This is a genomic window from Hydrogenothermus marinus (genome assembly GCF_003688665.1).
Taxonomy (GTDB): Bacteria; Aquificota; Aquificia; order Aquificales; family Hydrogenothermaceae; genus Hydrogenothermus; species Hydrogenothermus marinus.
The window spans coordinates 256,672-271,687 of record NZ_REFO01000010.1; the positions used below are offsets into that span (position 1 = coordinate 256,672).

General features: G+C 26.1%; 16 protein-coding genes and 1 pseudogene. 11 read left to right on the forward strand and 6 right to left on the reverse strand.

Annotated elements, in window-relative coordinates:
• The first annotated feature begins 54 nt into the window (after positions 1–54).
• Both CLV39_RS01755 and CLV39_RS01760 read left to right on the forward strand, forming a co-directional pair.
• Positions 55–903, forward strand: a complete 849-nt coding sequence (locus CLV39_RS01755; protein WP_121922507.1) for an SPFH domain-containing protein — start codon at positions 55–57, stop codon at positions 901–903.
• Positions 900–1,313: an NfeD family protein gene (locus CLV39_RS01760; protein WP_121922508.1), complete on the forward strand. Its 414-nt coding sequence runs from the start codon at positions 900–902 to the stop codon at positions 1,311–1,313. Before CLV39_RS01755 ends, CLV39_RS01760 begins: the two co-directional genes overlap by 4 nt.
• Here CLV39_RS01760 and CLV39_RS01765 read toward each other — a convergent pair.
• The 6 genes from CLV39_RS01765 to gspM all read right to left on the reverse strand — a co-directional run bounded on the left by CLV39_RS01765 (position 1,310) and on the right by gspM (position 7,259).
• Positions 1,310–2,794 (reverse strand): ArnT family glycosyltransferase, encoded by a 1,485-nt coding sequence (locus CLV39_RS01765; protein WP_121922509.1) that lies wholly within the window; start codon positions 2,792–2,794, stop codon positions 1,310–1,312. The genes CLV39_RS01760 and CLV39_RS01765 overlap by 4 nt on opposite strands.
• Positions 2,794–3,861 carry a phospho-N-acetylmuramoyl-pentapeptide-transferase gene (gene mraY / locus CLV39_RS01770; RefSeq protein WP_121922510.1) on the reverse strand — a complete coding sequence of 356 codons (1,068 nt, stop codon included), beginning with the start codon at positions 3,859–3,861 and terminating at the stop codon, positions 2,794–2,796. The genes CLV39_RS01765 and mraY overlap by 1 nt, the downstream gene beginning before the upstream one ends.
• Positions 3,862–4,437 carry an RNA methyltransferase gene (locus tag CLV39_RS01775; RefSeq protein WP_121922511.1) on the reverse strand — a complete coding sequence of 192 codons (576 nt, stop codon included), beginning with the start codon at positions 4,435–4,437 and terminating at the stop codon, positions 3,862–3,864.
• A 3-nt stretch (positions 4,438–4,440) separates the two neighbouring features.
• A complete protein-coding gene (gene cimA, locus CLV39_RS01780) occupies positions 4,441–6,033 on the reverse strand; it encodes a citramalate synthase (RefSeq protein ID WP_121922512.1) in 1,593 nt (530 codons plus the stop codon).
• An 81-nt stretch (positions 6,034–6,114) separates the two neighbouring features.
• A complete protein-coding gene (locus tag CLV39_RS01785; protein ID WP_121922513.1) occupies positions 6,115–6,786 on the reverse strand; it encodes a hypothetical protein in 672 nt (223 codons plus the stop codon).
• The gene (gspM, locus tag CLV39_RS01790; protein WP_121922514.1) at positions 6,783–7,259 is read right to left on the reverse strand and encodes a type II secretion system protein GspM; all 477 of its coding nucleotides are present in this window, start codon (positions 7,257–7,259) and stop codon (positions 6,783–6,785) included. The genes CLV39_RS01785 and gspM overlap by 4 nt, the downstream gene beginning before the upstream one ends.
• A gap of 60 nt (positions 7,260–7,319) precedes the next feature.
• On the opposite strand from gspM, the gene CLV39_RS01795 reads away from it, so the two are divergent.
• The 9 genes and pseudogenes from CLV39_RS01795 (at position 7,320) to CLV39_RS01830 (ending at position 14,957) form a co-directional block, all read left to right on the forward strand.
• Positions 7,320–8,183 (forward strand): hypothetical protein, encoded by an 864-nt coding sequence (locus tag CLV39_RS01795; RefSeq protein ID WP_121922515.1) that lies wholly within the window; start codon positions 7,320–7,322, stop codon positions 8,181–8,183.
• Positions 8,170–10,176, forward strand: a complete 2,007-nt coding sequence (gene gspD, locus CLV39_RS01800) for a type II secretion system secretin GspD (RefSeq protein WP_121922516.1) — start codon at positions 8,170–8,172, stop codon at positions 10,174–10,176. Before CLV39_RS01795 ends, gspD begins: the two co-directional genes overlap by 14 nt.
• 5 nt (positions 10,177–10,181) lie before the next feature.
• Positions 10,182–11,609 (forward strand): GspE/PulE family protein, encoded by a 1,428-nt coding sequence (locus tag CLV39_RS01805; RefSeq protein ID WP_211325021.1) that lies wholly within the window; start codon positions 10,182–10,184, stop codon positions 11,607–11,609.
• A gap of 1 nt (position 11,610) precedes the next feature.
• Positions 11,611–12,819: a type II secretion system F family protein gene (locus CLV39_RS01810; RefSeq protein ID WP_121922517.1), complete on the forward strand. Its 1,209-nt coding sequence runs from the start codon at positions 11,611–11,613 to the stop codon at positions 12,817–12,819.
• Positions 12,820–12,942: 123 nt separating this feature from the next.
• Positions 12,943–13,302 (forward strand): hypothetical protein, encoded by a 360-nt coding sequence (locus CLV39_RS08700; RefSeq protein WP_245960272.1) that lies wholly within the window; start codon positions 12,943–12,945, stop codon positions 13,300–13,302.
• 35 nt (positions 13,303–13,337) lie between these two features.
• Positions 13,338–13,640, forward strand: a complete 303-nt coding sequence (locus CLV39_RS08705; RefSeq protein WP_245960273.1) for a hypothetical protein — start codon at positions 13,338–13,340, stop codon at positions 13,638–13,640.
• An 89-nt stretch (positions 13,641–13,729) separates the two neighbouring features.
• A complete protein-coding gene (locus tag CLV39_RS01820) occupies positions 13,730–14,113 on the forward strand; it encodes a DUF302 domain-containing protein (RefSeq protein WP_121922518.1) in 384 nt (127 codons plus the stop codon).
• Between the two features lie 149 nt (positions 14,114–14,262).
• Positions 14,263–14,520, forward strand: a pseudogene (locus CLV39_RS01825) (FixH family protein); the annotation flags it as partial.
• Positions 14,521–14,540: 20 nt separating this feature from the next.
• Complete coding sequence (locus CLV39_RS01830; RefSeq protein WP_121922520.1) at positions 14,541–14,957, forward strand: BlaI/MecI/CopY family transcriptional regulator; 417 nt, start codon at positions 14,541–14,543, stop codon at positions 14,955–14,957.
• Positions 14,958–15,016 lie beyond the last annotated feature (59 nt).

Here is a 15,016-nt window from a genome sequence, read left to right on the forward strand (position 1 = left end):
TTTAAAAGTTGATAAACTATATATAATATATTTATAAAATACGGGGGAATTGATATGGAAGCAATAATTCCAATTTTGATAGTATTTTTTATTATAGTTACACTTCTTTGGGGAATTAGAATTGTTCATCAACAAGAAGCATTAATTGTAGAAAGACTTGGTAAGTATAACAGAACTTTATATGCCGGACTAAGATTTATAATTCCTTATCTTGAAAATATAAGGGCAAAAGTCTCTTTAAAAGAACAAGTAATGAATATAGAAAAACAAGATGTAATTACAAAAGATAATGCAATAGTAAGTGTAGATGCAGTTGCTTATTATCAGATAGTATCCCCAGAAAAAGCAGTTTATAACATAGAAAATCTTGAATATGCAATAATTCAGACTGTTCAAACTAATTTAAGAGATATTATTGGTGGTATGACCTTAGATGAAGTTTTACAATCAAGAGAAAAAATTAATATGAAAATTAGGGAAACTTTGCAAGGCGTTGCAGATGATTGGGGAATAATTGTAAAAAGAACTGAAGTTAAAGAGATAAAACCACCTAAGAATATAGTAGATGCAATGACAAAACAGATGGAAGCTGAGAGAAATAAAAGAGCTATGATTACAGAAGCTGAAGGAAAAAAACAGGCAGAAGTTTTAGAAGCAGAAGGTTATAAACTTGCCAAATATCAAGAAGCAGAAGCGATAGAAAGGCTTGGGCAAGCTCAAGCAAATGCAGTTAAAGCTTTAAAAGAGATTATAGACAATTCTGAAATAGCTTCTCAATTTTTAATAGGAGATAGATTTGTTTCTTCTCTTAAAGAGATTGCAAATTCTAATAACTCAAAAATTATAGTCTTGCCACCTAATGTTGAAAATATATTTAAAATTTTAAATGAGAATAAAAAATGAGATTTATAATCTTACTTGTTGTTATAGGTTTTATAGTAATAATATCTGATATTTTCATAACAGGTGGAATTTTATTTCCTATTGGAGTAGCAATAATTCTTACAGGATTTACTGCTTATTTTATAAAAAATCTAATACTACTTTCTTTATTCTTTTCCTTTTATGTAATTTTAGGTTATCTAATTTTATTTATATATAACAAAAAACTTAAAAATGCAAAACTTTTTGAGTATAAAGAAGGAATTGTCCAAGTTAAACTTGAAAATAATAAATATCTTGTAATGTTCCCAACTGGATTTAGAGGAGAAACTATCTGGGAAGCTTATTCAGATGAAGATTTGAAAGTAGGAGATAAAGTAAAAATAAAAAAGATTGATGGCAATGTTTTAATAGTCAAAAAGAAAAGTTAAAAGGAATATATAGAAGGCTGTTTTAAATATTTAAAATCTTTTAAGATATAAATATGTAGTCTATAAACTTCTTTACCTCTATATACTATAGAATAGTATGTTTTTTTAACTACAGATTTAAAAGCATCTTCTACTCTTTTAGGAAGTCCTCCATAAGTAACATAAATTCCATAATAATTTTTATTTTTAAACTGATTTATTCCTTTCCATAAATCAAACTGATTCATTCTCCTTCCAAGATTTATACAATAGGTTTGTTTAAAAGGTTTAACATAAAATGCAAGTTCTGAAGCTACTTGGTAAGAGTCGGAAAATATAAAGTATTTATCAGTGTTTAGGCTTTTTATTTCATTTTCTACCTTTTTTCCAAGACCTTCCCAGCCAACAATTCTTTTAGTAGGGTCTTTTTCTGGAGGAAGTAGTTTTGTTAAATGTAATTTATCCAAAATAGGTGTATAAAAAAGAATAATTATGCTTAATCCGGATAAAGCAAATAATAAAGTTCCTATCTTTAATAATTTTTTCTTATATATATAAAAAGCAGTTAATATATAAAAGCTAAAATATGCAAAAACTGGCCAGTTAACATATACTCTTTTTTTAAGAGAGATAAGTAAAAACACTATAAATACAAATATAGCAGGAATCCAAAGATAAAAAATTTCTGCTTTTTTTCTTTCTTTAAAACCTTTTATTAAAGCATATACAAAAAATGGAAATAAAAATACAGAGTTAAAACCTATCTGCCCTAAAATATAATCTCCTATATAATTTAAATGTAATGTAGAAGTAGTTTTATTTACACCGGCTAAAGTTTCAACATGTTTAAAAGATACAAAATTATTTTGAATATTCCATATAATTACAGGTAAAGTAAATAAAAAGGCAATGAAAATAGATATATAAAACCATTTATTTTTAAAAGTATTTCTATTAAATATAAATAAAAAAATTAATGCTATAGGGAAGAAAAATACCATTGAATATTTAGCTAAAAATCCAAGTCCTGCAAATATACCCGTCAATATCCAGTATATAGGTTTATCTTCTTTATATGCTTTAAAAAAATAAAAAGTTGTTAATCCCCAAAATAACACTAATGGAGTATCTGTTAAAAATAAGATAGATGCTATATCATAAGCAGGTATTAAATATATAAAAATAGAACTAAAAAAGGCTAATTTTTCGTCTTTAAAAAGATATTTTGTAAAATAAAAAGTTATTAAAGCAAGGAAAAATCCAATTATTACTGCATTTATTCTAATTCCAAGTTCTGTATCACCAAAAATAGATGTAGATATAAAGTTCATATAGGCAATTAAAGGAGGTTTTGAGTAATAAGATAAATCTAAATGTTTAGACCAAAGCCAGTATTGAGCCTCTTCAGGTGATAAATCTATATCTCTAAATAATACATATAAAATTCTTACAAAGAATATAGAAATATGAAATACTAAAGCTAATTTTAAATATTTACTCATCATCTAATCTTAATTAAAGCAAAAGCTATAATCGTAAGAATTATAGTAAATATCCATACTCTAACTACTATTTTTGGCTCTGGCATTCCTTTTAGCTCATAATGATGATGGATAGGAGCCCTTAAGAATAGTCTTTTACCACCAGTAGCTTTAAAATAAGCAACTTGTAAAATAACAGATATAGTTTCTATCACAAATATAGCACCAATAATTGCAAATATAAATTCCTCTTTTGTAATTATAGCAACAGTTCCTAAGGTTGCACCTATAGCTAATGAGCCTGCATCTCCCATAAACATCTCTGCAGGAAAAGAGTTAAACCATAAAAATCCAAGACCTGCACCAAGTAAAGCCATTAAAAAAACAGAAAGCTCGCCACTTCCTGCAATATACGGAAGATGTAAATACTTAGAAAGTTCTATATTTCCTGATACATAAGCTAAAAATACAAATGAGAAAATAACTATTAAAGCAGGCCCTATTGCAAGGCCATCAAGCCCATCTGTAAGATTTACTGCATTTGAAGAGGCAACAATAACAAACACTGCCCAAATTATAAAAAATAACCCAAGGTCTATATACAGATTTTTAAAAACTGGAAAATATAAAATAGTATTAAATTTAGGATAAATATAAAGAGCTAAAGCTATAATAAAAGCAAATAATAACTGGAATAAGAATTTAGTTTTAGATGATATCCCTTTTTTATTTTTTATCTTTATATAATCATCAATACCACCTACTAAAGCAAAAGAAATAAAACTAAACAAAACAACCCATATATAAAAATTAGTTAAATCACACCATAAAAAAGTAGATATTAAAACAGATATTATTATTAAAATGCCTCCCATTGTAGGAGTTTCTTTTTTTACTTGATGAGTTTCAGGTGTATATTCCCTAACATAACCACCTTTTTTATTTTGAAACTGTTTTAATCTTTTTATTAAGTATGGCCCAACTAATAAAGCAATAAAAAAAGAACTAAGTAAAGCTAAAAATCCTCTTAAAGTAATATATTTAAAAACGTTTATATCTAAATACTGATAAAAAAGGCTATAAAGCAATTATAGCCCCCTATTTATAGAAAATAATCTATCTAAAATTATTGCTGATGCATTCCTTACAGACAGATGATTCCAATCTCCTGGACCAAGAATAGGTTCTAAAACATAATCACAACTTTTTACTAACTCTTCAGGCATTCCCCAACCTGTACCCATCAATATTAGATATATATCATCTTTTTTTTCTATTTTCTCTCTTAAATCTTTATAAGATATAGTTTGAGGATATTTTTTTGCAGAAGTGGCTATAAGTTTTGGATATTTCCCAGTATTGTTTTTTATATCTTCAATCATTTCTGTAATAGAACTTACAAGCTTTACAAGACTACCAGCAGCAGATCTTTTTGGATTAAATTTACTTCCAAACCCTTCTGTCCAGTATTTTATCTGCTCTGAAATAACAAACTGCTGAGCTTCTAAAGGCTGAACTATATAATATCCACCAAGTTCATAAGTTCTTGCAGGCCTTGCTATATCATGAAAATCTAAAGTCGTAAAGGAAGTAACTATCCATTTTCCATTTTTATTAACTGCAGGATAATGTACTACAGATATATAAACATGACTATTCTTCATATATTAGCTTTCTCCTACAGGTTTAGTATTATCTTTAACAAGTTTATAAATTAAACTATCAACAACTGCTTGCCAAGATGCTTCTATAACATTTTCAGATACTCCAACAGTACCCCATCTTGAATCTTTATCTTTACTTTCTATTAAAACTCTTATTTTAGCGGCTGTACCACTACTTTCATTAACAATTCTTACTTTATAATCTATTAACTCTACTTCTGCAAGATTTGGATATTTGGATATAAGAGCTTTTTTTAAAGCTTTATCAAGGGCATTAACAGGCCCATTTCCAAGAGATGCAGTATGCTCATAATGGTTTTCCATTTTTATTCTTACAGTTGCTTCTGATATTGGCATTTTATCTGAATATCTTCTAGCTATTAAAACTCTATAAGCATCTAAATCAAAATATTTTGGAAGTAATCCTAAAAAATCTCTCATTAATAATTCTAAAGATGCTTCTGCTGCTTCATAATGGTATCCATAGTTTTCAAGTTGTTTAATTTTATTTATAAGCTCTGGAAGTCTTGGATCTTTTTCATCTAAAGGAATATTTAACTCTTTTGCTTTATATATAATATTTGATTTCCCTGCTAAATCTGAAACAAGAACTTTTCTTTTATTTCCTACTTCTTCTGGATTTATATGCTCATAAAGTTTAGAATTTTTAATTACTGCTGACGCATGGACTCCACCTTTATGGGCAAATGCACTATCTCCAACATATGGCATATTCTTAGGAACCGGTAGATTTACAAGGTCTGCTACAAAATTAGATACTTCTTTAAGTTTCCTAATATTTTCTTTTGGAACAGTTTCATATCCAAGCTTTAATGAAAGATTTGGAATTATAGAACAAAGATTTGCATTACCACATCTTTCACCAAATCCATTTATAGTGCCATGTACCATAACTGCTCCATTTAAAACTGCTACAATGGAATTCCATACTGCAGTATCACTATCATTATGGGCATGAATTCCAAGATTTTCTTTTATTCCTTTTTCTTTAACTTCTTTAATAATTTTTTCTATCTCATTTGGAAGAGTGCCACCATTTGTATCTGCTAAAACTATAAAATCAGCTCCTGCATCTTTTGCAGATTGTAATACTTTTACTGCATATTCAGAATTTGATTTATAACCATCAAAAAAATGTTCTCCTATAAATATTACTTCATTTGTGTATTTTTTTAGATATGAAACAGTATCAAAAACCATTTCTAAATTTTTTTCTAAATCTGTTTTTAAAGCTTGTATAACATGTAAATCCCAAGCTTTACCAAAAATTGTAATAACAGGTGTTTCTGCTTTTATTAAATTTTGGATAAGTTTATCTTCTTCAACTTTTAGATATGCTCTTCTTGTTGAGCCAAAAGCGGCTATTTTAGAGTTTTTAAGTTTTAGATTTTTTACTTCTTCAAAATATTTATCATCTTTCGGATTGGAACCGGGCCATCCACCTTCTATATAATGAATTCCAAAAGCATCAAGCTTTTCTGTAATTCTTAATTTATCTTCTACAGAAACATTAACGCCTTCAGCCTGTGTTCCATCTCTTAAAGTTGTATCATATATCAAAACTTTTTTTTCCATCATTTCTCTCTCTAAAATTTAATCTTAATAATTAGCTTTTAATTATAAATTTACAATTTTATTATTATACTATGAACAAGGTTAAAACAACTTTAAATTACCATTGATAATATCCTTAAATCTTAAGGATATATTCTGTTTTATTTTAGAGCCATATAATTTTCCTTCAAAATTACCTTTTAAGGTTGCATTTTGAATATTTATTGGGATTAAGGCTACTCCATTAAATTCTCCAGTAATATTTGAACTAAATATTTTTGCTTTAATCTTATTTTCTTTTTCTTTTGCCATAGTTTTTAAACTTATCTTTATATCTTTTACAATAGGAACTGGTAAAGTCCTTAAAAAGCTATCACCATTTAGATTTGATAAAATATAGTTATCCTTAATAAATATTTTTCCTTTTAAATTTAATGTTCCAGAAATTTTATTTGTGTATTTATTTATCTCTAAGTTTTTAAATTTTATTTTAGCTTTCTTTTCCAAAGGAAAAACTGACAATTTTTGTTTCTTATTTATTAAAAATTCCATTTTATAAAACTTATTACTAACAGCTATGTCATCAATTTTTACAAAGTTACCATAAGTTAAACCTTTTATTTTAGTTTTTAATAAATTGCCTGATATAGAATCATATTTAATGCCATATTTTGATAAATATTTTCCAAATACTTCTCTTGATGGAAATGTATAAATAAAGAAAATAAAAAATGAAACTAAAAAAACAACAAAAAAACTTAATATCCTAATCATCCTATTGTAATCCTAACATTTAGCTTATTATTGTCTCTTGGATTTTCTATAGAAATAAAATATATATCTATTTTTTCTTTTTTCAGGTTATTAATAAAATTTTGCAGTTCTTCAGGGGTTATTTTTTCTATTGTTAACTCATAAGCATCTTTATTTTGATAAGTAATAGGTTTAATTTTAAGTACTTTATTTTTAATACCTGTTTTTGTTGCTATTTTATCAATATTTGCAATATTTAAACCTTTTTTTATTTTAATCTGTTTATTTGAAGCATAAATACCTGCAAGTTTTAAAAGTTCATTATAACTTTCAATCTCTTTATTTAGCTTTTTTTCAAGCTTATTCATATAATTAATTTGCGGAACTGTAATAAAAAATATTCCAACAAAAGCAATAACAAATAAAACACCAATAAAAAGTATATACTTTTCTCTTTCTTCTAAAGAGTTAAAAATAATTTCTAAATTCTTCATATAAACTATGTTAATATTTTTTATACCTATATTCAATAAATAGTAGCTAAAGGAAACTTAATGGGTTTTTTTAGACTTGATATTTTTGCTTTTACTAAAAATATATTAATAATTTTTACAATAGTTTCCTTTTCATTTTTATTAGCAATAAGTATAAATTCTTATATTGCAATAAAAAACTTCAGTTTACCTGAAGAAATTCAAATAAAAAAAACAAAGTATAAAGAACTATTTAAACCATATAACAATATTGCATATTTATTTAAAAAAATAGAAATTGAACCATCTATAAAAACTGAAAACAAATCAATCCCTGAACAAAATTTAGAAACCTTACCAAATATTAAACTAATAGGAACTTTAATATTTAAAGGTAAAAAATTGGCTTTAGTTAAAGAAGAAAACTCTGAATATTTGTTAAAAGAAGGAGAAAATTTTAAAGTATATAAAGTATTAAAAATAGATAAATATTTTGTAAAACTTGAGAAAAATGGTAAATCTTACATAATAAATCTTGATTTATCAAAAAAAACATTAAGTTTTAAATCTAAAAACAATCTATCACAAAGAAAAATTTCCAATACATATAATCAAAATTCAGAAATTCAAACTATAACTTTGAGTAAATCCTTAGTAGAAAAAGAAACTGCAGATATTGGAAATCTTTTAAAAGATGTTAGACTGATACCTGTAGTTAAAAATGGAGAAACTGTTGGATTTAAATTTACTTATGTAAATCCAAGAAGCATTTTGTATAAATATGGACTTAGAACTGGAGATTTTATAAAAAGTATAAATGGTATGCCTGTAAGAACTGCAGAGGAAGCTTTTAAAATATATAATATGTTAAGAAACGAAAATAGGGTTGAACTTGAAATAGAAAGAAGAGGGAAAAGGAAGGTAATAGTATATGAGATTCAGTAAGTTTTTAATTATTTTTATTTTATTCTTTGTAGTCTTTGCAAAAGCAGAAAATATATCATTAGATTATCTTTTAAAACTTTCAAAAGAGTTTAAAAAGGAAAATAAAGTTTTACTAAATTTTGAAAAGATTGATTTAAAACTTTTAACATATTTTATATCTTCTCTTACAGGGAAAAATATAATATATCCAGATAATCTAAAAGGAGAAATATCATTAATATTTAATAAACCAATAACCATAAAACAAGCATGGGATATTTATACTGCCATCTTAAAATCACGAAGTTATGTTGTAGTAGAAAAAAATGGCTATTATGAAATAATCCCTGAAGGATTATCAAGGAAAAACACACCACCTATTACAGAAAAACCTTCTAAATCTGCAGAACTTGCAACTTATGTGTATAAGCTAAAAAAAGCAGATATTATACCTTTAACTAATATTCTTAGAGGATTAAAATCACCAAGAGGTGTTGTTTATTCATATAATCCTGCAAACATAATAATTATTACAGATACAAAAGATAATATAGAAAATTTAAAAAGTCTTATATCTTTTGTTGATAATTTATCAGGAGATCAAGTAATAAAAATATATAATCTTAAATATGCAAAATCTTCAGAAGTATCTTCTGCAATAAATGCTATTCTTTCTGATAATACAAAAAAAGGGGTTTTTTATAGAGTAATAAACCTAAATTCTTTAAACAGTATAGCAGTTAAAGCACCTTCAAATCTAATAAATCAGATAGATAATTTTATAAAAAGCGTGGACAAACCTTTATCTACAGAAAACATAAATCAAAGGACCTTTTACACAATAAAGCTTAAAAACTCTAAAGCAGAAGAACTTGCAAATATTTTAAATAAACTTTTAGAAAATATTCAGCTTGTTTCAGTTCAGCAAGCAAATACAAAAACAGAAAAAATAAAAGGTAAAACAGTTATAGTAAGGCCACCAAATATTAATTCTAATAAAGATAAACCAAAAGTAATTGCAGACAAATTTACAAATACTCTTATAGTTTATGCAAATAAGGCAGAGTTTCAGGCTATAAAAAATCTTGTAGAAAATCTTGACAAACAGAAAAAGCAGGTTTTAATCACTGCATTAATAGCAGAAGTTTCTCAAAAAGCTTTAAAAGAAATAGGAGTTAGATGGCAAATTTTTGGTTCTTCAGGAGGGGCTGCATTTAAAGGTGGAATATCAACAGAAGGTTTTTATAATCTTGTTGGTAGCACTAATTTTGCCGCAGGAATTTTAACAAGTTCTGGAAGATCTGTAAATGTTTCAGGGAATACCTTATTTTTCCCTGATTTATTATTCTTAATGTCTTTACTGGAAAAAGGAACAGGTTTTAATATTGTATCTTCTCCAAAAATTCTTACAATGGATAATTCAAAAGCTTTAATAAATGTTTCACAAGTTACTCCTTTTGCCTCAAGTCTAAAATTTGATGTTAATGGAAATCCTATAATTAATTATGATTATAAAGAAGTTGGATTAAAGCTTGAAGTAACACCACATATAAATGGAAAAAATATTGTAATGGAACTGCATCAAGAAACTAATGAAGTTATAGGTTTTGAGAAGCCACAGATTGGACAAATTAGCTATGTTGTACCAATTACATCTAAAAGAGAGATAGATACTTCTATTACTGTAGAAAATGGAAAAACTGTAGTATTAGGTGGACTTATTTCTAAAAAGACCATAGACACAATGGAAGGAGTGCCACTTCTTTCTGATATTCCACTTATTGGAAACTTATTTAAATATAAATCTAAGGAATTTAACAAAACAAACTTATTTGTATTTATTACTCCATTTATAATAAATACACCAGAAGATATAGCAAAAATTACAGAAGAACATCAAAAGATATTAGAAAAACTAAATAAAATGAAAAAGACAAATAAAAAAATAAGAAAAGTTGAAACTAAAAAGAAAAAAGATATTATAGAGGATTATAATAGTTATTTTGGGAGATAATTAGTTTGGAAAAGCTAAATTTTTCTATAGATTTTTATAAAAATAATTATATTCTGCCTGCAGGGGAAAATAAATTTTATATTACAGATAAAACACCATTTTTTGCAGTAGAAGATGTTAAGTTTTACCTTAATACTATTCCAGAGCTTATAAAAATTTCTGAAAAAGAGTTTCAAGAAAAACTTGAAGAATATATATCAAATATATCTCATAAACTTGAAGAAGAAACAGAAGAGAATATTGAATCTGTAGAAGATATACTTCAAGGTTCAGATACACCGGTTATACAGCTTTTAAACTCTACATTTATAAAAGCTATTAGAACAAATGCATCAGACATACATTTTGAACCTTTTAAAGAGGAAGTTTTAATCAGATTTAGGATGGATGGAGTTTTACATCAGATAGATAAAATCCCTACATCTATGTATTCTTCAGTAGTTTCAAGAATAAAGGTAATCTCAAAACTAAATATTGCAGAAAAAAGGCTTCCTCAAGATGGTAGAGTTAGAATAAAGATAGGAAATAAAGAAGTTGATATGAGGGTTTCAACTTTACCAACAGTATTTGGAGAAAGAGTAGTAATAAGACTTTTAGATAAAGCAAATAAAATATTAACTTTAAAAGAACTTGGATTATATGAAGATGATTATAAACTTTTTGAAAGTATAATTACAAAACCTTATGGTTTAATACTTGTTACAGGACCAACAGGTTCAGGAAAATCAACAACATTATATGCATCTTTATTAAAACTAAAAACTCCAAGAAAAAATATACTCACAGTAGAAGACCCAGTAGAATATCAGATAGATGGAATTAGCCAGATACAAGTAAATCCAAAAATAGGTTTAACATTTGCATCAGGACTTAGAAGTATTTTAAGACAAGACCCAGACATTATTATGGTAGGTGAGATTAGAGATTTAGAAACTGCAGAAATGGCTATCCATGCATCAATGACAGGCCATCTTGTTTTATCTACTTTACATACAAATGATGCACCATCTTCTATTACAAGACTTGCAGATATTGGTATAGAACCATTTTTAATTGCCTCTTCCCTTGAAGGAGTAATAGCCCAAAGACTTGTAAGAAGAATATGCGAAAACTGTAAAACAGAGGTTAAACCTTCAGAAGAAGAAAAAGAATTTATAAAAAAACATTTAAACATAGATAAAGATTTTAATCTTTACAAAGGAAAAGGTTGTGAAAAATGCTTAAATACAGGATACAAAGGAAGAATAGCTATATATGAAATACTAAAAATAGATGAAGATTTAAGATCATTAATATCAAAAAATACAGACAGTAAAATAATAAGAGATTATGCTTTAAAAAATGAAATGAGAACCCTTCTTCAAGATGGACTTAGAAAAGCGATAAATGGAATTACAACAGTAGAAGAAGTACTTCAGGTGGCTAAATCTTAAAATGCCAGTTTATAAATATAAAGCTTTATCAAAAACAGGAAAAGAAGAAAAAGGAACAATAGAAGCAAACTCCGTATCCCATCTAAAAAATGTACTGTCTAAAAAAAATCTAATATTATTAGAAGTAGAAGAACTTGGAAAATCAAAAAAAATAAAATCCTTAAAAGATTTAAATATCACTTTTTTTAAAAAGCAGTTTTCTACAGATGAGATAGTATTTATCCTTTATGAACTTGGTATGTTAATTGGAAAAAATATACATATAACATCTGCAATAGAGATAGTAGCAAATCAGCAAGAAAACTCATTATTGAAAAAAAAACTATTAAAAGCAAAATCTTTAATAGCAGAGGGAAAAACAGTAGCAGAAGCTTTTGAAGAAATAGAAATCTTTCCAAAATTTTTAACAGAAATGATCAAAGCAGGAGAAGAAGCAGGTGCATTAGGAGATATATTTATTTCTGCATCTGAGTATTTAGAAAAACAGAATAACTTCAAATCTCAAATAATTAACTCTTTAATATATCCTTCAATAGTTATTGGAGTTGGATTTTTATCTTTAATTATAATAATGAATGTAGTTGTGCCTACAGTTGTAAAAATATATAACCAGTTTGGTAAAGAACTTCCAACATCTACAAAAATTGTAATAATATTTTCTAGTATTTTTTCTTTATTTCTTAAAAGTTTACCAGTTATTTTAATCTTAGGATTTATCCTAAACAGAAAATACCTAAAAAAAGATTTTTGGGATAGATTAAAACTAAAAATTCCTTTTTTCAATAAAGTGCTTTTATATTCTCAAATATCATCTTGGGCAAATACTACAGCTATTCTTTTAAAAGGTGGACTACAATTAACTAAAGCATTAGAAATAGCAAACTCAAGTATATCAAATCAAGTATTAAAAGAAAAACTTCAAGAAGTTATACCACAGATAGAAAAAGGGAAAAAATTAGCAGATAGCTTAAAAGAAAAACAGATTTTACCAGAAAGTAGTATCCAAATCCTTTCAGTTGGAGAAGAAACAGGACAGCTTGAAGATATGTTTCAGATGATAGCAGATATTTACAAAAAACAAACAGAAAAATTAATTACAAGATTTATAACCCTTCTTGAACCTATAACCTTAATAATATTATCAGTGATGATTGGATTTTTCATATTTGCAACATTATTTCCTATATTTAATCTATCTGTTAAGCAATAAACTACAATTATTCAAAGTTAATTGTTTCTCAAATTAGACTAAAGCTGTTCTAAAAATATAGAGTCAGATGTAAAATAAGGTAAAAACTAAAAGTAGGAGGGAATAAAAATAAGAAGAACTAGATTGAAATTCAAAAAAATAATTAAAATAACTAAATCAATACTAAGAGAAAAAAGCAAAAAAGAGAAAAAAGGGAAAGGAAGACCAAAAGAATATCCAGACTATTTAATTATATCAATATTTCTATACCAAATTCTAAAAGGATATTCATATAGAGAAGTATTAGAAGAAACAAAAGATATAATACAGAAATTACCACCATTATCTGTATATCATTATAGGGTAAAGACTTTGCCAAAAAGTTTATTACAAAAAATAATATATAAAACAGCAATAATCATAATAAAAAAGATAAAGAAAAAAGTTTCTTATCTTATAGCAGATGGAACAGGATTTAGTTTTGATGATATATACCCTAATTAAAGTTCATTCCTTTATAGCAGACAAAGGATTTAATAATGGAAGATATAGCAAAATCAGGAATAGAATTAGCTATTAGAGTAAAAGAAACATTTAGGATAAATGTAAAACATCCATTAAGGAAAAAATCAAAAGAAGGCTGGAATAAGTTTGGTAGGTATAGATATTTAATAGAGAGTTTATTTGGTAATATAAAACAGAAATTAGGATCCCACTTTAGTGTAAAAAATCAAGAAATAGCTAAGAAAATGGGTTTAGCTGTTTTTGCCATTTATAATATGTATCTTTTAGTTATTTTTTTCTTTCTTATTACTACCTTATTTTTATTTTTGATTGCTTAATTTTAGAACACCTTTTTTTAAAGTATTGACAAATTTTTAAATAAATACTATATTAAATAGTAATAAACAAAATTTAGAGGTTAAAGGAAATGATAAAAGTATTTGATACAAACAAAAGTTTTGACGAGATTATTTCTAATGTAGAAGAAGTTTGTAAAGAAAGCAAATTTGGAGTTTTAAAGGTTTACGAGTTCCATAATCTTTTAGAAGAAAAAGGGTTTCCAATTGAGAAAAAAGTAACTGCTTTTGAAATTTGTAATCCATCTTATGCAAAGCAATTAATAGAAGAAAATCCAGATATTGCTAATTTTATGCCATGTAAGATAACAGTTATTCAAGAAGGAGATAATGTAAAAATATCTATTTTAGATATTTTTACAGTTGCTAAAACTTTTAATAACCCTAAAATAGAAGAAATAGCCAAGGAAGTTCAAGAAATTATAAATAAAATAATAGAAAAATTATCTAAGTGAGGTAAAAAAAATAAGAAAAATAGTTTTTCTATCAATATTTTTATCTATAGTATCCATTTTAGCTTTTTCATGTCAGAAAAAAGAAGCTTTTAAGAAAGAATTAACCTCAGGAAGTTATAAAGCAGTTATAACTTTCAGACCAAGCACCACATGTTGGTATAAATATCTGGAAGATAAAAATATATCAACCTGATGGAAAACTTATGACAGGAGCTAATGTATCAGTTCATGGTTATATGCCACCTATGCCTGGAATGCCAGAAATGAGCTTTGATTATCCTGTAGAAGATAAAGGTTCTTATTATGAAGCTAAGGTTAATCTCTCAATGGGAGGAACTTGGCAGATCACTATAAAAGCAGAAAAAGGAAATGAGAAGGTGGAGTTTAAATTTGGATTTAATTTATAAAATAGAGAGGTAATTAAAATATGGAGTTTTTAAAAAAAGGTTTAAAAGCTTTAAGATTTAAAAGAAATAAACCTTCCCCTTTTGGAGAACTTGAAGAAAAAGTAATGGAAGTAGTATGGAAAAAAGAAAATGCAACAGTATCAGAAGTTAGAGAAGCTTTAAAAAATAAATTTGCATATACAACTATAATGACAATTCTTGATAGATTATATAAGAAAGGTGTTTTAAAAAGGGAAAAAGAAGGTAAAGGATATAGATATTTTCCTGTAATGACAAAAGAAGAATTTGAAAAAAGTATTACAAAAGAAGTTGTAAAAAATCTTACAAAAGAAAATCCTGTTGCAGCTATAGCCGCATTTGAAGGAATAATAGAAAATCTTTCTCAAGAAGATATTGAAAAGTTAAAAAAGTTTATAGAGCAGAAAAATGAAAGATAGATATACATTAATTTTAGCTTTCACAGGTATTTTATATTTTTCTTTATACTTTTATTTAA